Annotated in this window: 13 protein-coding genes; 8 read left to right on the forward strand and 5 right to left on the reverse strand. The window is 56.1% G+C overall.

Features of this window, described 5'->3' with window-relative positions; translation table 11 throughout:
* Positions 1–126: 126 nt before the first annotated feature.
* Positions 127–1,395, reverse strand: a complete 1,269-nt coding sequence (locus Q8M42_RS07945; protein ID WP_090256272.1) for a TolC family protein — start codon at positions 1,393–1,395, stop codon at positions 127–129.
* Between the two features lie 570 nt (positions 1,396–1,965).
* On the opposite strand from Q8M42_RS07945, the gene Q8M42_RS07950 reads away from it, so the two are divergent.
* From Q8M42_RS07950 to Q8M42_RS07985, 8 genes are all read left to right on the forward strand, one after another.
* Positions 1,966–2,640 carry a heavy metal response regulator transcription factor gene (locus tag Q8M42_RS07950; RefSeq protein WP_090256273.1) on the forward strand — a complete coding sequence of 225 codons (675 nt, stop codon included), beginning with the start codon at positions 1,966–1,968 and terminating at the stop codon, positions 2,638–2,640.
* Positions 2,637–4,040: a heavy metal sensor histidine kinase gene (locus tag Q8M42_RS07955; RefSeq protein WP_167143938.1), complete on the forward strand. Its 1,404-nt coding sequence runs from the start codon at positions 2,637–2,639 to the stop codon at positions 4,038–4,040. Before Q8M42_RS07950 ends, Q8M42_RS07955 begins: the two co-directional genes overlap by 4 nt.
* Positions 4,041–4,168: 128 nt before the next feature.
* Positions 4,169–5,428, forward strand: a complete 1,260-nt coding sequence (locus Q8M42_RS07960) for an OprD family porin (protein WP_274089235.1) — start codon at positions 4,169–4,171, stop codon at positions 5,426–5,428.
* Positions 5,429–6,193: 765 nt separating this feature from the next.
* On the forward strand, positions 6,194–7,456 hold the full coding sequence (locus Q8M42_RS07965) for a TolC family protein (RefSeq protein ID WP_304870841.1): 1,263 nt from the start codon (positions 6,194–6,196) through the stop codon (positions 7,454–7,456).
* The gene (locus Q8M42_RS07970) at positions 7,453–8,913 is read left to right on the forward strand and encodes an efflux RND transporter periplasmic adaptor subunit (RefSeq protein WP_257776560.1); all 1,461 of its coding nucleotides are present in this window, start codon (positions 7,453–7,455) and stop codon (positions 8,911–8,913) included. The genes Q8M42_RS07965 and Q8M42_RS07970 overlap by 4 nt, the downstream gene beginning before the upstream one ends.
* Positions 8,910–12,038: an efflux RND transporter permease subunit gene (locus Q8M42_RS07975; RefSeq protein ID WP_304870839.1), complete on the forward strand. Its 3,129-nt coding sequence runs from the start codon at positions 8,910–8,912 to the stop codon at positions 12,036–12,038. The genes Q8M42_RS07970 and Q8M42_RS07975 overlap by 4 nt, the downstream gene beginning before the upstream one ends.
* Positions 12,039–12,222: 184 nt before the next feature.
* Positions 12,223–12,555, forward strand: a complete 333-nt coding sequence (locus Q8M42_RS07980; RefSeq protein ID WP_257776562.1) for a DUF2790 domain-containing protein — start codon at positions 12,223–12,225, stop codon at positions 12,553–12,555.
* Between the two features lie 173 nt (positions 12,556–12,728).
* On the forward strand, positions 12,729–14,051 hold the full coding sequence (locus Q8M42_RS07985) for an OprD family porin (RefSeq protein ID WP_257776563.1): 1,323 nt from the start codon (positions 12,729–12,731) through the stop codon (positions 14,049–14,051).
* A gap of 232 nt (positions 14,052–14,283) precedes the next feature.
* Here the strand turns inward: Q8M42_RS07985 and Q8M42_RS07990 are convergent, their stop codons facing one another.
* Genes Q8M42_RS07990 through Q8M42_RS08005 form a run of 4 tightly spaced genes read right to left on the reverse strand, consistent with a single transcriptional unit; the run spans position 14,284 to position 16,931 of the window.
* A complete protein-coding gene (locus tag Q8M42_RS07990; protein ID WP_304870836.1) occupies positions 14,284–14,739 on the reverse strand; it encodes a DUF411 domain-containing protein in 456 nt (151 codons plus the stop codon).
* On the reverse strand, positions 14,729–15,592 hold the full coding sequence (locus Q8M42_RS07995; protein ID WP_257776565.1) for a cytochrome c: 864 nt from the start codon (positions 15,590–15,592) through the stop codon (positions 14,729–14,731). Before Q8M42_RS07995 ends, Q8M42_RS07990 begins: the two co-directional genes overlap by 11 nt.
* Positions 15,593–15,601: 9 nt before the next feature.
* Positions 15,602–16,642: a copper resistance protein B gene (locus Q8M42_RS08000; protein WP_257776566.1), complete on the reverse strand. Its 1,041-nt coding sequence runs from the start codon at positions 16,640–16,642 to the stop codon at positions 15,602–15,604.
* Positions 16,632–16,931: a hypothetical protein gene (locus Q8M42_RS08005; RefSeq protein WP_257776567.1), complete on the reverse strand. Its 300-nt coding sequence runs from the start codon at positions 16,929–16,931 to the stop codon at positions 16,632–16,634. Before Q8M42_RS08005 ends, Q8M42_RS08000 begins: the two co-directional genes overlap by 11 nt.
* Positions 16,932–16,943 lie beyond the last annotated feature (12 nt).

Consider the following 16,943-nt stretch of genomic DNA (forward strand, 5'->3'; position numbering starts at 1 on the left):
TGAATTTGACTCATGCCCAGGCGGCGACTAAACGCGCTCAATAAACATGCAGCCGCCAGGAAAGCAGGCGAGGCTTCATGTCGCATGACGCGACCATCTAAGGCGTTATGTAGGTGTGAGAGATGCTTATTTTTTGAATTCGATGTTGAGTTGGGAGCCGTAAATCTTCTCCAAGCTCACCCAGGCCGAAATAGCTTCATCCAGGGTATTCAGGTATTGGGAGCGCATGCTTACGAGGGTGCGCTGAGCATCGAGTACATCGATAAAGGCAAACTTGCCCATCTCGAATCCACGTACTGCGCCCTCTACTGCTTGCTGCGCGGTCGGCAGCAGTGTGCCGCTGATCGAGTCGACTTCACTTCTAGCGCTTTCCCACTGCTCAAATGCCTGCTGGGCTTCCGCGCGCAGGCGGAGCTCTGCGGCATTGCGCAAATCCCGCGCTTGGTCAGCTCCTTGAGCAGCGGCCAGCACATTGCCTTGGTTGCGGTTGAACAACGGAATAGGCATCGACAAGCCGAGCAAATTGACGCGCTCGCCAAGCCCTTCGTCGTACTGGCTGCCAACGCTGACGGTGAGGTCTGGAATGCGCTGCGACTTTTCGAGTTCCAAGGAAGACTCGGCACGCTGGATTTGCGTGTTGGCCAGCCGTAGGTCCGCTGTATCTGTTATGCGTGCAAGCATCTCAGCCTGCGACGGCAGGTACGGCAGGCGCTCAAGATCACCCTCGACATGCGCGAAGTTCGGTGTCTTGGCACCCGTTATGAGCGCCAGTTGCTTGTAGGCATTGCTTTGATTGAGGCGTGCGCGATTCAGCTCCAGTTGAATTTCCGAAAGCTGCACCTGAGCACGCGAAATTTCGATTGGCGAAGCCTTGCCGGCCTTTACGCGCCCTTCGACCACCTGAAGTCCGCGACGGGCAAGGTCTAACGACTGTGTGGAAAGCTGCAGTCCTTCCTGGGCACGCAGAGCTGAGTAAAAGGCCTGGATGACCTCAGCGCGCAAGATGTTTTTCTTACGCTCCAGATCAATCGCCACCGCGTCCTGATCACGCTCAGACACATCAATACGCGCGCTACGCTTGCCGCCCAGCTCAATTGGCTGAGATACCTGAATGCTGGTAACGCGCGACTCACTGCGCGTGTCCTCAACGCTCCAGGACAACTCAGGATTCGGGATCAGCCCAGCTTGAGTACGAGCACCTTCGGCAATACCTGTATTCCATTGTGCTGCAGCGAACTCCTGGTTCTCAGTGAGCGCTTGCGCAAACGCCTCATCAATCGTTATTGACTGCCTTGTTGATTCGGCAGCAGTTGTTGGAACTGGAGCAATTAACAATGCAGCCAGTAGCCCTGAAAATACACAGAATTTACCTATTCCAACTCCATGTCCGGCCATTGTTTTTACATGCACTTAAAGTCCTCCACAGAACTAGCTCTGCTGGAATATAATGAAGGCCTTTATATTTATTAATCCCGAGGGATATCGAGGATTATCGCTTGGGAAAATAAGTAGAAAGCCAATTCCCGGCAGAATGTAGTGCTCCATGCCTATCAGCAAGGTGACTGGAAAATTACAAATACGTTATCCAGCACTTTTCCAAGTAGGCCTGTATTAGTATTGGCAGCGCTCAAGAGAGCAGGCAATTTAGCGCCCAGCAACAACTAGAAACAAACACCGTTAAATAGCGGTTGCCTCGCGGGTAGCGCCCCCGGGCAGCCCTGCCAGTAAATAGTTGGGTGTTTTGGATAAGGACTAGTACTGCGACATGTTGTCGCTTAACCCCTTTTAGCCATGCGAAATAGGCATTACAGCTTGACCCTAAAGCCGCTTCAGGCTTTAGCCTTGGAGCAACCTGAAAAGCCGTAGGTCATATCCGTGACCGCCGATGAAAGAATTAAAACCACTCCGCAGCCATAACAAAAAAATATCTAAAAATACTGGCCGCATATTTTAAGGTGAATTTTTATGCGAATCCTTATTGTCGAGGACGAGCCCAAGACTGCCGAATACTTACACCAAGGTTTAAGCGAAAGTGGCTATGTAGTTGATAAGGCCGCCACTGGCGTGGACGGTCTCCACCTTGTTAGGCAGCACACTTACGACTTGGTAGTGCTTGATGTAAACCTGCCTGGAATTGATGGTTGGGGCGTGCTTGAGCATATACGCAGTAACAGCAGTACTCGCGTGATAATGCTGACTGCACGCGGGCGCTTAGTGGATAAAATTAAAGGCCTGGATTTGGGGGCGGATGATTATTTAGTCAAACCGTTCGAGTTCCCTGAGTTACTTGCGCGAATTCGTACGTTGCTACGGCGAAGCGAGCAAATTCCAGTACCGGAAGTGCTGCGGGTAGCCGACCTTGAGCTTGATCCGGCGAGGCACCGCGCGTTCCGTGGTGAGCAGCGCATCGACCTGACCACTAAAGAGTTTGCGTTGCTGCACCTACTGATGCGCCGCTCTGGGGAAGTGCTATCGCGCACCCAGATCATTTCGCTGGTCTGGGATATGAATTTTGACTGCGACACCAACGTCGTCGAAGTCTCCATCCGCAGACTACGCGCCAAAATTGATGACCCGTTCGATAACAAGCTGATTCACACCCTCAGGGGTGTCGGGTACGTGCTTGAGGAACGTGCATGAAGCCGACCAGTCTATCCATGCGCCTTGGCCTGTCGGTCAGCGTGATGGGGGCGGCACTGGTTGTTCTGCTAGCAGCACTCGCCTACTTCGCGCTTACCCATGAGCTGGACTCGTTGGCCAAGCAGAGTCTTGACGGCAAACTTGAGCAGATTCAGCACAATCTCGCCGAAGACATGAGCGCACATGCAATTGCCCAGCAACCTCACGAGCTGCTGGATCTGGTCATGGGGCATGACAATCTGCACCTGACGATCTACGGGAAAAAGTCAGGCACCAAATTACTCCTGAATCTGGGTGAGAAATCCAGGGAGCCCATTCTTGCCAACATACCAGCAGGCGATACCCCTATTTACCAAAGCTGGTCGGATGCTGAGGGAAACAACTTCCTGACCGCATCCAAGGTGATGCTGCTCAACGACGGCGACCACGTCAGGGTCTTACTCTCAATTGATCGATCTGCCGACGAAGCACTGCTCAGTGCCTACCTCAAGTCAACGTTGATCGCGCTCCCTCTTCTTCTGGCGCTAATTGGCATGGGCGCATGGTGGATTGTACAACGGGGCCTTTCTCCGCTCCGGCAATTTCGCCAGGTTGCATCGCTGATATCCACGCAGGATCTGACCCATCGGATTTCCGTCGACAAACTTCCACAAGAACTCAGCGCGCTGGCCCACGGCATCAACTTCATGCTGCATCGTCTTGATGGTGGCGTTCAGCAGCTATCGCAGTTCTCTGATGACCTGGCCCATGAGTTGCGCTCACCTATCACCAACCTGATGGGTAAAGCGCAGGTAACGCTCTCAAGAGAGCGTCCACCTGAGGAGTACAAAGCCGTACTGGAATGCTGCACAGAAGAGCTGGAGCGCGTCACCCGAATCGTGTCCGACATGCTGTTTCTCGCTCAAGTCAGCCACCCCGCATCCCTGGTTCCCTTCGAGAAGATTGCACTGGAGGACGAGGCAAGACGCGTTGTGGATCTGTTCAGCATCTCCGCTGAAGAGAAACAGATCAGCCTGAGCATTTCCGGGGCCGGCCGAACCTTCGGTGATCGGCTGATGGTACAGCGCGCCATTTCAAACCTCTTGTCCAATGCGATTCGGCACAGCCCCATTGGCGCAAACATCTCGCTGCTGATCGAGAAGCACAGCGAAACCGTGTCGTTCTCGGTGGGAAACCCGGGGATTGGCATCCCCGCACAGCACATCCCTCATTTGTTCGAACGCTTCTACCGCGTCGATACCAGCCGCTCTCGTGCCGAAGGTGGGACAGGGCTGGGCCTGGCAATTGTTCGCTCGATCATGAGCCTGCATCAGGGCACGGTCGAGGTCAGTAGCCTGCCAGGCAGCTTCACCGTATTCCGTTTGATCTTCCCCAAAGTCCGCAATGGTTCCTCGACCTAGACCTGCAGGCGTACAGGCATAACGACCAGCCGAAGATTGGCCGCAGAGGAACCCGCCCCTATTCGGAGAGCACGGCATACAGCGACGGCTCCCCGATATGCCACCCCCCTGAACATGGATAAACAACAATGAAGAAGACCCTCTTGGCAGTCGCGGTGAGTACTGGGGTACTCAGTCTTAGCCAGCCAGCCGCAGCTGAGTTTTTCGCAGACAGCAAAGCCGGGCTGGAAGCGCGTAACTTCTATTTCAATCGCGACTTCCGCCAAGACTCAGCCAGCCAATCAAAGCAGGAAGAATGGGCCCAGGGCTTCCTGCTGCGCTACGAATCCGGGTTCACCGAAGGGACAGTCGGCGTGGGCATCGACGCCATTGGCATGCTTGGCCTCAAGCTGGACTCTAGCGCCGACCGCTCAGGCTCGGGCCTGCTCAAGCGCGATAAAGAAGCACCTCGTGCCGCGCAGGATGAATATGGTGAGATGGGCTTAACCGCGAAGCTGCGCGCCTCAAACAGCGTGCTGAAACTGGGCACGCTGCAACCCAGACTGCCAACCGTCCAAGCAAACGATTCGCGCCTGCTGCCACAGACCTTTCAAGGCGGGCACCTGAATTCGCTGGAGATTGACGGGCTTACCTTCGATGCAGGCCAGCTCAAGCAAGTAAGTCAGCGCGACTCATCCGATAGCGAAGACCTCAGCATTGCCAGCGGCGCAGCCCGCGCTATCAGCGGCGGCGGAACCCAGACGAGCGATGAATTCAACTTCGCCGGGGCGACCTACAAATGGAACAGCAACCTGGCTACCGGCTACAACTACGGCAATCTGGATGACTTCTATAAGCAGCATATTTTCACGGTCCTGCACACCTTGCCGTTGGGTGATAAACAGTCGCTGAAAACTGATCTGCGCTACGCCCGCTCTACCGACGAAGGTAACAGCAACGTCGACAACAAGGCATTCGGAGCAATGTTTACCTACGCCTTTGGTGGCCACGCCCTCGGCGTTGGCTACCAGAGCATGAGCGGAGACACCGGTTACGCCTACATCAACGGCACCGATCCGTTCCTGGTCAACTATGTACAGATCGGCGACTTCGCTAACAAAGACGAAACCTCATGGCAGGCCCGCTATGACTTCAACTTTGCCAGCGTTGGCATCCCTGGCTTGACGTTCATGACCCGTTACCTGACTGGTGACAATATTGATCTAGGCGCAGGCAAAGCCGATGGTAAGGAGTGGGAGCGCAACACTGACATCGCCTATGTCTTCCAGGACGGCGTACTGAAAAACCTGGGCGTGAAATGGCGCAACGCCACACTACGTTCAACCAACTTCGGCAACGACGTTGATGAGAACCGCCTGATCGTCAGCTACACACTTCCACTGTTGTAATCACGTTCATTGAGGAGACGCAGGACGCGCTTGGATCAAGGAAGATCCAACATCGCGAGCCTCACCCACACTGTGCTGCACTGCAGAGCTTGATATGCAAGTGTTAGTTAACTGAAAGAAAAACGCTTGACCTTGCCGCCGTGGAAAGGTTGAAGATATGTCCAAGCCCAAGCAGAACCCGCCCGCCCGATGCTGGCTGGCACTACCAGTGCTCTAAATCGCCACAGTGACCAGACAATCCAGTTTATTGATCAAGTGTTCCATGGCACGTTTTATCGCTGTGTTGAGCAAAAGAGCTCTGCTAATGTTTATTCAGACACGCTAACGGCAACCGCTATGTATCGGTTTTTCTCGGTCCTGGTTTTGGTACTCAGCCTGATGCTGCCAGCTTTTGGCAGCATGCCGGCAGCTGAACCTTGCCCGATGCAAAGTGCCATGGCCGATATGGATCATGCCGGCAGTGAGGCTCCTTGCTGTGAGGACATGAGCGACACATCCAGCTCAGGCAGCAAATCCCCCTGCAAATCCGGTCAAGAATGCAATACCAGCGTTTTTCTCCAGTCTATGGCGATTAAACCCTTCGCTCCGTTGCGTGCCCTCCCGGAAACAGCGCTGATACAGCCGCTCGCTAAACGAGAACCTGCCAGTCTTTGGCGTCCCCCGCGCGTCTCCTGATGCTCTGATCTGAAATGCGCTCCGCTAAGGGAGCGTTCTGTTGTCGCCTGCATTTAGGCGGCATCGATCAATGTCATTGGAGACGAAAGCATGTCTGCTTTCCATATCGCACGCCTTGGTTGCTCAGGCGTGCTGGCTGTTGTGCTGTGGATGAGTTCATTTCTCAACGCGCAGGCTGAGCCGCTTACGTTTGCTCGCGCGCAAACCCTTGCCGAACGTATGGCCCCTGAGAATATTGCCCGGCAGGCTCAAGTCGAGTCGGCACAACAGGCTGTGCTGCCGTCGGATGCTCTACCTGATCCCAAGTTGATCCTGGGCGTGGATAACCTGCCTATTGAAGGCCCGGATCGCTACTCACTTAATCGCGACTTTATGACCATGCGCCGCATTGGCCTGATGCAGGAAGTGCCTAACAGCCATAAGCGCCAGGCTCGCCGGCAACTGGCTGAAGCCACGGTTACTCGTGCCGAAGCAGAGCAACGCGCGATGGTCTTGGAGACCAAGCGGCAGACGGCGCTGAGCTGGCTCGATGTCTATTACGCAGAGCGTCGCGTTGAGCTTTTCTCTGAGTTGGATGAACAGATCACCCTGCTGCGCTCAGCTATACAGGCATTGATCGCTGGCAACTCCGCGCGATCCAGCGAGCTTCTTCAGGCCGATCAGGAAGCACTAACGCTTGAGGACCGGCGTGATGAGTTGGATCGTGATGTTGCGATTGCACGCGCCACGTTACGCCGCTGGGTAGGCGATGATGCGAGTCAGCCACTGGCCGGGACTCCACCTGCGCTTAGCTTGGAAGTACCGCACCTGCAGCATCGCCTGGGGGAACATCCAGATCTGCGGGCTGCGGCCGCCCGTGTAGGCGAAGCTAATGCTGAACTGGCCGAGGCAGTTTCCGAGAAGAAACCCGACTGGGGTGTGGAGTTCGCCTACAACAACCGTGATAACCAGTTCGGCGACATGGTGATGGTGCAGTTCACCTTTGACCTGCCCATGTTCGTCGGCACCCGTCAGGGACCCAAGATCAACGCCAAGCAACACAGCGTGGCCCAGGTGGAGGCCGAACAGGAAGTGCTGCTGCGCACTCACCAAGCCGAACTGGAAAGTGGCCTCGCCGAGTTGGCGCAGCTGCGCAAGATGTTGATCCGTACCGAACAACACCTTATCCCTTTGTCGAGCAAGCGCGTGGATCTGGAGCTTGCTGCCTACAAAGCGGGCAACAGTCAATTGGCGGCTGTGATCAATGCCCGTCGTGACCTGATCGAGGCGCAACTGCGGAAAATCGACCAACAGCGCCAGCTCAGCCAGCTCTCCGCCAGTCTGTATTACGCCTATGTGGAGGGCCTGAAATGAAAGCGCTCACTCTGAGGTATTGCCTATTGGGCCTAGCCATCGCGGCGGTTGGAACCGCTGGCGGTTTCTGGCTGGGCAAACAAAGCTCATCCCATGATCAGCTGCCAGCAGCAACATCGGAAGATCGCCAGGTGCTCTACTGGTACGACCCGATGGTGCCGACTCAGCGTTTCGAGCAGCCAGGCAAGTCTCCCTTCATGGACATGGAACTGGTGCCGAAGTATGCCGGCACTGAGCAGGATACGACCGCTCTCAGCGTGCCAGCGCAAGCAATTCAGAACCTGGGTATGCGAACTTCGGCGGTTGTACGGGCAGTACTACCGTCCGGTATCGATGCGGTAGGTTCACTGGCCTACAACCAGCGCGAAGTCGCTACGTTGCAGGCGCGCTCTGCCGGCTTTGTCGAGCGGGTATATGGCCGTGCCCCCGGAGATGTACTGCCTGCAGGAACGCCGTTGGCTGACCTGCTGATACCCGAGTGGTCTGCTGCCCAGCTTGAGTTCATCGCGGTATTGCAGAGCGGTGATGCTCGGCTGGTCGACGCCGCGCGTGAACGCCTGCGCCTGCTGGGGATGCCCAAAGGGTTGATCGATCAGGTGCAACGTACCCGTAAACCGAAGGCATTGCAGACTGTGGTCACCCCTATTGGCGGTGAGTTGCTGTCCCTGGAGGTACGCGCTGGCATGGCGGTTTCGGCAGGCCAAGACCTGGCTCGCCTCAATGGGTTGTCGAGCATCTGGCTCGATGCGGCCATCCCTGAGTCACAGGCCGCAGCGGTTGAGCTTGGCGCGCAGATCAGTGCAAGCCTAACGGCTTTTCCAGGCCAAACGCTCAAAGGCCGAGTGATTGCCCTATTGCCGAGTGCCGACGTGCAGACTCGCACGCTGACGGTACGCAGTGAACTGCCCAATCCAGAGGGCAAGTTGCGCCCCGGTATGTTTGCATCGGTGCGGCTCAATAGCGCAGACGAGCAGCCGGTGCTGCTTATTCCAAGCGAGGCGGTGATTCGCACCGGTAAACGCGCCCTGGTCATGCTGGCTGAAGGCGAAGGACGTTACCGCCCCTATGAGATTCAGGTCGGGCGGGAGGCCGATGGCCGCTTCGAAGTGCTTGCGGGCCTCTCTGAGGGGCAGGCGGTGGTTACTTCAGGGCAGTTCCTGATTGATTCGGAAGCCAGTTTACAGGGCGTGATGGCACAGGTAGGCGACCCTGTGCCCGTGCAGGCCCCACTGCATGAGGCCCAGGGTGTGATCCGCGAACTTGATGATCAAACGGTCACGCTTGAGCACGGCCCTTTCGAGAGCCTCGGTATGCCAGGCATGACCATGGTTTTTGATTTGGCCAAGCCAGAAGTCGCGGTTGGATTGAAGATAGGCGACTCCGTACGCATTGGTGTACGACAAAGCGATGCCGGATTATTCGTTGAGCAGCTCAATAAACAAGGAGCGAGCCAATGATCGCGCGCTTGATCCATTGGTCAATTGGCAACCGCATTCTGGTCTTGTTGGCGACCCTGTTTATCACTGCCTGGGGCATCTGGTCTTTACGTAGCACGCCACTAGATGCCTTACCGGACCTCTCCGACACTCAGGTGATCATCCGCACCAGCTTCCCAGGCCAGGCCCCTCAGATCATCGAGAACCAGGTGACCTACCCGCTGGCTAGCACCATGCTTTCTGTGCCTGGTGCGAAGACCGTACGTGGTTACTCGTTCTTCGGCGACTCGTTTGTCTACGTGTTATTCGAGGACGGTACCGATCTCTACTGGGCACGTTCCCGCGTGCTGGAGTACCTCAACCAGGCGCAGGATCGTCTGCCGGATGGGGTCACCACCACCCTTGGCCCCGACGCTACTGGCGTGGGCTGGATCTACCAATATGCCTTGGTGGATCGCAGCGGCAAACATGACCTCGCGCAGTTGCGCTCAATCCAGGACTGGTTTCTTAAGTACGAGCTGAAAAGCCTACCTAACGTGGCGGAGGTCGCCACGTTAGGCGGCATGGTCAAGCAGTATCAGGTCGTGCTCGATCCGCAGAAGATGGTTGCCTACGGTGTGACGCAGCGGGAGATTGAGGAGGCGTTACAGGGGGCGAACCAGGAAGCCGGGGGTGCCGTCCTTGAGTTAGCCGAGCGTGAATACATGGTGCGTGCCTCAGGCTATCTGGAAAGCCTGGAGGACTTCCGCAATGTGCCGTTGCGCACCTCACAGACCGGCATACCAATTTTGCTTGGCCAGGTAGCCAGCATTCAACTCGGCCCGGAGATGCGCCGTGGCATAGCCGAGCTAGATGGTGAAGGCGAAGTGGTCGGTGGTGTGGTGATCATGCGCTCGGACAAAAACGCTCGCGAAGTGATCAGCGCAGTCAAAGAGAAGCTGGACAGCTTGCGCGCAAGCCTACCTGCGGGCGTCGAGTTGGTGACGACCTATGACCGCTCCCAGTTAATTGACCGGGCCATAGATAACCTCAGCTTCAAGCTGCTGGAAGAGTTTGTCGTCGTCGCCCTGGTCTGTCTGATCTTTCTCTGGCACCTGCGCTCCTCGCTGGTGGCGATCATTACCCTGCCGCTCGGCATCCTTATGGCGTTTATCGTCATGCGTCATCAAGGCATCAATGCCAACATCATGTCCCTAGGCGGTATCGCCATCGCCATTGGTGCCATGGTCGATGCGGCCGTGGTGATGATTGAGAACGCCCACAAGCACATCGAAACGTGGCAAGAGCAGCATCCGAACGAGCGCCTACAAGGCGATACGCATTGGCAGGTGATCGGCAAGGCGGCTGCCGAGGTTGGCCCTGCGCTGTTCTTCAGCTTGCTGATCATTACCCTGTCGTTTCTCCCGGTGTTTACCCTCGAAGCCCAGGAGGGCCGGCTGTTTGGTCCGCTGGCATTTACCAAAACCTATGCCATGGCTGCTGCTGCCGGGCTGTCAGTCACTCTGGTACCGGTGCTAATGGGCTACTGGATACGCGGACATATACCCAATGAGCAGAAAAACCCCCTGAACCGTTGGCTGATCGCGGCCTATCGGCCTGTACTTGAAGCGGTGCTGGCATGGCCGAAGACCACTTTGGCATTGGCATTACTGGTCTTCGTCTCCAGTCTCTGGCCGCTAAGTCGGCTTGGCGGTGAGTTTCTGCCAGCGATGGACGAAGGCGACCTGCTCTACATGCCCTCGGCATTGCCCGGCCTTCCAGCAAGTAAAGCAACTGAGCTGCTGCAACAGACTAACCGCATGATTCTCAGTGTGCCGGAAGTGGCGCAGGTGTTCGGCAAAGCAGGCCGAGCAGAGACCGCCACTGACCCCGCGCCACTGGAGATGTTCGAGACTACGGTGCAGTTCAAACCACGCGATCAGTGGCGCGATGGCATGACAGCGGAGAAGCTGATCGATGAGCTTGATCAAGCGGTAAAAGTCCCCGGGCTTTCGAACATCTGGGTACCACCGATCCGCAACCGCATCGACATGCTCGCCACCGGTATAAAGAGTCCTATCGGGGTGAAGGTTGCCGGCACTTCGTTGGTCGATATTGAGCGCATCACCCGTGAGATCGAAGGGGTGGCCAAACAGGTGCCGGGGGTGAGTTCGGCGCTGGCTGAACGACTGACTGGCGGGCGTTACGTGGATATAAAAATCAATCGCCTGGCCGCAGCGCGTTATGGCCTCAACGTCGATGAAATCCAGGCGGTGGTGTCAGGTGCTATTGGTGGCAGCAACATCGGTGAAACCGTAGAAGGGTTGGCGCGCTATCCGATCAATCTGCGTTATCCCCGCGAGTGGAGAGACAGCCCCGAGGCGTTGCAACGGCTGCCCATCCTTACGGCGGCAGGCCAGCAGATCACGCTCGGTTCTGTGGCCGACATAAGCCTGAGCGAAGGACCACCGATGCTGCGCAGCGAAAACGGACGTCTTTCCGGCTGGGTCTATGTCGATGTCCGTGACCGTGACCTAGCGTCGACCGTACGTGAGCTCCAGCAGCGGGTGTCGGAGTCTGTGCAGCCAGATGCGGGCATGACCATTTCCTACTCGGGGCAGTTCGAGTTTTTGGAACGCGCCAATGCACGCCTAACCTGGGTGGTTCCGGCGACACTGCTGATTATCTTCGTGCTGCTCTATCTGACCTTCAATCGTTTGGCCGAGGCCTTGCTGATCATGGCCACCTTACCGTTCGCCCTGACAGGCGGTGTCTGGCTGCTCTACTGGCTGGGTTTCAACCTTTCGGTGGCCACTGGCGTCGGCTTTATTGCGCTGGCAGGGGTGTCGGCAGAGTTCGGGGTGATCATGCTGATCTATCTGCAGAACGCCTGGCATTCCCGAGTTGAAGCGGGGCGCACAGATAGTCCTGCTTTGCTTGAGTCCATTCGAGAGGGTGCGGTGTTACGCGTACGACCGAAGGTGATGACGGTAGCGGTGATTATTGCCGGCCTATTGCCCATCCTCTGGGGCGAGGGGGCGGGATCCGAAGTAATGAAGCGGATCGCCGCCCCAATGGTAGGCGGGATGATCACCGCACCGTTGTTGTCGATGCTGGTGTTGCCGGCGGCCTACTGGTTGATGCGGCGTAAAGGGGGAGGAGCATGATGTAGCAGGTCTGGGGATGACTCGGGGTAACTGGAGAGGAAGTCTGAGTTGCCCCTGTCATTTAATATTTTTGAGCTACTAAAAGCCCCCAATACTGCAATTACGAAGATGTAATTTTCGCTTCACTTTGATGACAGGTGCATGCGTTTATATTTTCACTACAACCTAAGTAGAGGAATTAAACGTGAACATTCTTAAAGCTGTCTTAGCGGTATCTATTCTTTCTGCATCGTCCTTGGTTATGGCCGAAGGCGGCGGTGACCGCGTCTATGGTCGAATGATTCAGGATAATGAAAGAGCGATGCAGGAATACGCTGCTGCTCGTGGCAAGACTCCGCCAGAGGTGACTCACTATCGCTACGGCATGAAGCTGGACATCGCGAAGGTTGTACATACGAGCCCTACAGGCTCTGGTTGTGAGGTAATGCCGGCTCAGATGACCTATGAGGACTCCAGCGGCGATTTGCAGACTGTTGAATATCGGGCAATGGGTACAGCCTGCTGGAATCAAAACTGAGCTACATAGGAGCTTACAGGTCACTGACTTAAAAGTAATTTTCAAGTCACCCTGACGTTATTTGGCGTGTGGAAGTATGGCGTGAGCGCGCACGGGCGATGCCTGGCGCGCTACGGCAACTACTACAAGAAATCTCACCGAGATAAAACTGCCAGATAATTCAGGAGTGTCACATGAATAACCCCCTTTTTTGCTTATCGCTGATAGCTCTGAGTATCGGCACCGGACAGGCTGCAATTACCGCCGAAGAAAAGGCCGAAGGCTTCGTCGAGGGCAGCAGCCTCACTATTCTGAATCGCAACCTCTATTTCAATCGCGACTTTCGTAAGGGGCAGTCGAGCGGCACAGGTAATGGTTACTCGGAAGAGTGGGCACATGGAATCATCGGGCAGTTTGAGTCTGGATTCACCGAGGGTACCGTTGGCTTTGGTATCGACGCGTTTGCGATGCTGGGCCTGAAACTCGACTCTGGTGATGGGCGATCCGGCGCAGGTGGCTCCGTTGATGTGATGCCTTACAACAGTGCAGGGCAACCCGAGGATGACTACTCCAAGGTGGGAGGTGCGGTTAAAGCCAGGTTCATGGATACAGTTATCAAAGCTGGCGATGTTTTCCCTGTCAGCCCCGTCGTTCAATATGGCGACTCGCGACTCCTGCCCGAAAGCTTCCGCGGTATCACCGTGGCCAACAACAGTATTGAAGGCTTGGCCCTGCAAGGTGGCCGCCTGCATTCAATGAGCGAGCCCAACTCAAGCAGCATGCGCGATGGCTTCGCAACGTTCTATGCGGGCTCCGTCGACGCCCCCTGGATTGCCTATTTTGGTGGTGATTACTCGGTCAACGACAACGTCGGCATCAGCCTCTATACCAGCCGTCTCAAAGATGCTTGGAACCAGTACTACACTGGTACCACGTTGAGCTATCCGCTCTCCGACGATGTTGCCTTGATCGGTGGACTTAATTACTACAAAGCTGTCGATGAGGGAAAACAGCATCTGGGCAGCTTCGATAACAACATCTGGAGCGGTAAGGCTGGAGTGCAATTTGGTGCCCATACCGTCATGGTTGGCATTCAGCGCAATAACGGCGATGACGATTTCGATTACCTGCGTCAATCCGACTCGATCTACCTGGATAATTCCATCCAGTACAGCGACTTCAACTCGCCCAAGGAAAAGTCCTGGCAGGTGCGCTATGACTTGGACATGGAGCCTTTTGGTGTGCCCGGCCTGAGCTTCATGACCCGCTACGCGCAGGGCTGGGATGCTGACTACACCAACGCCAACGAGGTTTACATGCGGCGCGACGATGATGGTGATCCGCTGACCGATCAGAAACGGTGGGAGCGCGACATCGAAGCCAAGTACGTCGTGCAAGCCGGATCACTGAAAGACATGTCCTTCCGCATTCGCCAGGCAACGACCCGAGCAACCGAATTTGAGTCAGATTTGGATGAGGTTCGTCTCATCGTCGAGTACCCACTCGAAGTGCTTTAAAGCGTCATCGGCGAGTGCCCTGCGGTGCTGTCCCCTGTAGTGCTCCTTTGGTTTGGAGACAGCCTTCGGCACCCTCGGGTGCCTTTTTGCATATGGATCTATGCGGCCAGTTGTGTTGCTAGTCGTAAAGGGCTGTATTGAGGGGGAAAGAGGGCGCAGGAGTGAGAAATCGTGATCCCGAGCACTCACCATTTAAATGGAAAGTCTGAGTGCTCGGTTCTAGCTGGGAATATTACTGCGCGGGGTAGTCGGCAATAACTTGGTCAGTACCCGCCGTGGTCAACCCGATAACCTGATAGGCATGCTGCGTACCACCAACTTCCATACCAGGTGAGCCTGCCGGCATGCCGGGAACGGCGATACCAGCCAGATCATCACGTTTGGAGAGTTCGATGATTTGCGCTGCTGGTACGTGACCTTCGACGAATTTGCCGTCGATCACGGCGGTGTGGCAGGACGCCAGTCGTGGTGCAACACCGAGTCGTTGCTTCACCGAGGTCATATCGCGCTCGACATGGTCGATGACGTTGAAGCCGTTCGCTTCCAAGTGCGAGATCCACTTCTTGCAGCAACCACAATTTGCATCACGGTGCACGTCGATTGTCAGGGCATCAGCTGATTGAACTGCAGAGCTCATAAACAAGGCGGCCAGCATCGCCGCCCGTGCTCCTTTACATTTAGCTGTCATGAAGGTGCTCTTTGCCATCGGCATGAGTGTGAGTGTTGGGCGCGGCGGCCGGGGTCTGCTCCTTTTGAGCTGGCTCTGTTTCGTGGTGACCAGCGCCACCTTCCGCCGTTTGGCCATCCGTCGCATGGTGGTCTGCGCCGCTGCCTGATGGGGTCATATCTGCTGCGTGATGATCTGCACTGCTCGACGAATCACCGTGATGATCGGCACCTGCGTTCGCCTTTGAACTATCCGAAGCATGATGATCTGTCGCTGCCTCAGGCTCGGCGTGGTGATCCGCCTTGGCGCTTCCATGTTGACCTTCGTGGTTATGCATTTGGGTCTCACCGCCGCCATGATCGTGACCGCCGCTCGATGCAACTAGGGCTTGATACTGCCCGGCATCCATTTTCGGCAGTTGATCTAGGAGCGCGACCATGCCCCAGATGTACTGATCACCCATGCTTTTGCCCCATGCCGGCATGCCTGTGGCCTTGATACCGTGCTTGATCACCCAAAATGCAGCAGCTGGATTGCCATCGATACCAACTTTGGTCAGGTTCGGCGGAGCGGGATACAGCGATTGGCTAAGTTCTGTTTCAGCAACACCCGGTGCCAAATGACATCCGATGCACATAGAGTTGTAGTTACCAGCCCCGGCTTTGATAAGCGCGTCATCATTGAGGTTGGGTACTTCTATATCTTTGGAGCGCACTTCGATAGAGCGATCTCTGGCCATTGTCAGGAAAGCATATACTGCCGGGAAGTGAGGGTCATCGGCACCCACGTTGACCAAGCCCAAGTAGGCACCGCCAACTAATGCAGCGCTTCCGACGACACCCGCCGCCACTAAGGTTTTAATTGTTCTTTTCATGTCAGGCTCTCAAAACCACATCCGAATACCGGCAACTAAGCGTGCCTCCTCAACATCCTCACCCTCATCTCGCACCAGGTCGGCCGTGTTGCCGAAGGAGCGACTCCAGGAAACGCCGATGTAGGGTGCGAACTGGCGAATGATCTCGTAACGCAGCCGTAGACCGACCTCGGCATTGGCCAGGCCGGAGCCGATACCTCGTTCGGGATCGTTCTTGCCGTAGAAATTCACTTCAGCGGTCGGCTGAAGGATTAGGCGATTGGTCAGCAGGATGTCGTACTCGCCCTCTAAGCGCGCAGCCGTCTGGCCGTTCTCGCCGACAAAGGCAGTGGCCTCCGCCTCGAAGGCATACAGCGCCATACCCTGGATGCCGAATGCGGCCCAAGTCTGTGGCGACTCTGGCTTGAAGTCTTGGCGAACACCCGCGACCACATCCCACCAAGGACCAATCGAGCGCCCGTACAAGGCCTGCAATTCAGCATCCTCAGTGACGCCATTGGTGCGTTCACCTTCGGAGCGAAGCCAGAGACGATTGATGTCTCCTCCAATCCAGCCGGACGCATCCCAAGCCAAGGTGCTGCCTTCATCGGCATCCTGGTATTCGAGTTGGTCGAGCAGGAAGAAGCTGTTGATGGCGCTGTCGTGAACCTTGTGGCCTGGCAACGGCGGGAACGCTGCTTCACGATCCGCATCTGTCAGCACCGGGATTGGCGTGCGACTGGTGGCTCTCGGCGCTTCAGCGGAACCATGGTTCATCTTTGAATGATCCATACCCCCCATCTGCCCCTGCATAGCGCCGTGACCCATCTTGCTGTGGTCCATAGTCGGAGCCTTTTCTTGGCTCTGGCTATGGCCCATCTGGCTATGATCCATGCCCTTCATCGGCTCTTTGGCAGAACCGTGGTTCATCTTGCTATGGTCCATCGGCATGGAACCGTGGCCCATTGCCGAATGATCCATTTCTTCCGCAGCGATGGTGAGTCCGCTGCCAAGCATGCTCAGCGACACTGCCAGTGCTGTTAGGGACGGACGTAAAAACCTAGTGGTCATGGTTCGAACCTGCTTCGGCTTCGTTGCCGCCATGCTTATCCATCATGCTTTCGTGGTCCATGCCGCCATGGTTCATGTCCCCGTGATCCATCTGCTGACTAGCAGACTTTTCCTTCGCTTGTGCGGCCTTCGTGTCAGGTACCGATTTGGGAGCCTGTGTCTCAGTAGCATGTTGTTTGTGCTCACTGTGATCTTCACCGGCCAACAACACCGGAGCATGCAGGACAGCCAAAAGGCTCAACACAGTAACGCTGCCGGCCAGGGCCTTTCGCTTCATAAAAGTGCTCATCAGATATCTCCT

The organism is Pseudomonas sp. (assembly GCF_030684895.1).
In the GTDB taxonomy this organism is placed as follows: domain Bacteria; phylum Pseudomonadota; class Gammaproteobacteria; order Pseudomonadales; family Pseudomonadaceae; genus Aquipseudomonas.

Excerpts from the sequence above, each read along its gene's own strand:
- Q8M42_RS07945 (WP_090256272.1), bottom strand. The coding sequence starts at position 1,395 with ATGGCCGGACATGGAGTTGGAATAGGTAAATTCTGTGTATTTTCAGGG.
- Q8M42_RS07950 (WP_090256273.1), top strand. The coding sequence starts at position 1,966 with ATGCGAATCCTTATTGTCGAGGACGAGCCCAAGACTGCCGAATACTTA.
- Q8M42_RS07955 (WP_167143938.1), top strand. The coding sequence starts at position 2,637 with ATGAAGCCGACCAGTCTATCCATGCGCCTTGGCCTGTCGGTCAGCGTG.
- Q8M42_RS07960 (WP_274089235.1), top strand. The coding sequence starts at position 4,169 with ATGAAGAAGACCCTCTTGGCAGTCGCGGTGAGTACTGGGGTACTCAGT.
- Q8M42_RS07965 (WP_304870841.1), top strand. The coding sequence starts at position 6,194 with ATGTCTGCTTTCCATATCGCACGCCTTGGTTGCTCAGGCGTGCTGGCT.
- Q8M42_RS07970 (WP_257776560.1), top strand. The coding sequence starts at position 7,453 with ATGAAAGCGCTCACTCTGAGGTATTGCCTATTGGGCCTAGCCATCGCG.
- Q8M42_RS07975 (WP_304870839.1), top strand. The coding sequence starts at position 8,910 with ATGATCGCGCGCTTGATCCATTGGTCAATTGGCAACCGCATTCTGGTC.
- Q8M42_RS07985 (WP_257776563.1), top strand. The coding sequence starts at position 12,729 with ATGAATAACCCCCTTTTTTGCTTATCGCTGATAGCTCTGAGTATCGGC.
- Q8M42_RS07990 (WP_304870836.1), bottom strand. The coding sequence starts at position 14,739 with ATGACAGCTAAATGTAAAGGAGCACGGGCGGCGATGCTGGCCGCCTTG.
- Q8M42_RS07995 (WP_257776565.1), bottom strand. The coding sequence starts at position 15,592 with ATGAAAAGAACAATTAAAACCTTAGTGGCGGCGGGTGTCGTCGGAAGC.
- Q8M42_RS08000 (WP_257776566.1), bottom strand. The coding sequence starts at position 16,642 with ATGACCACTAGGTTTTTACGTCCGTCCCTAACAGCACTGGCAGTGTCG.
- Q8M42_RS08005 (WP_257776567.1), bottom strand. The coding sequence starts at position 16,931 with ATGAGCACTTTTATGAAGCGAAAGGCCCTGGCCGGCAGCGTTACTGTG.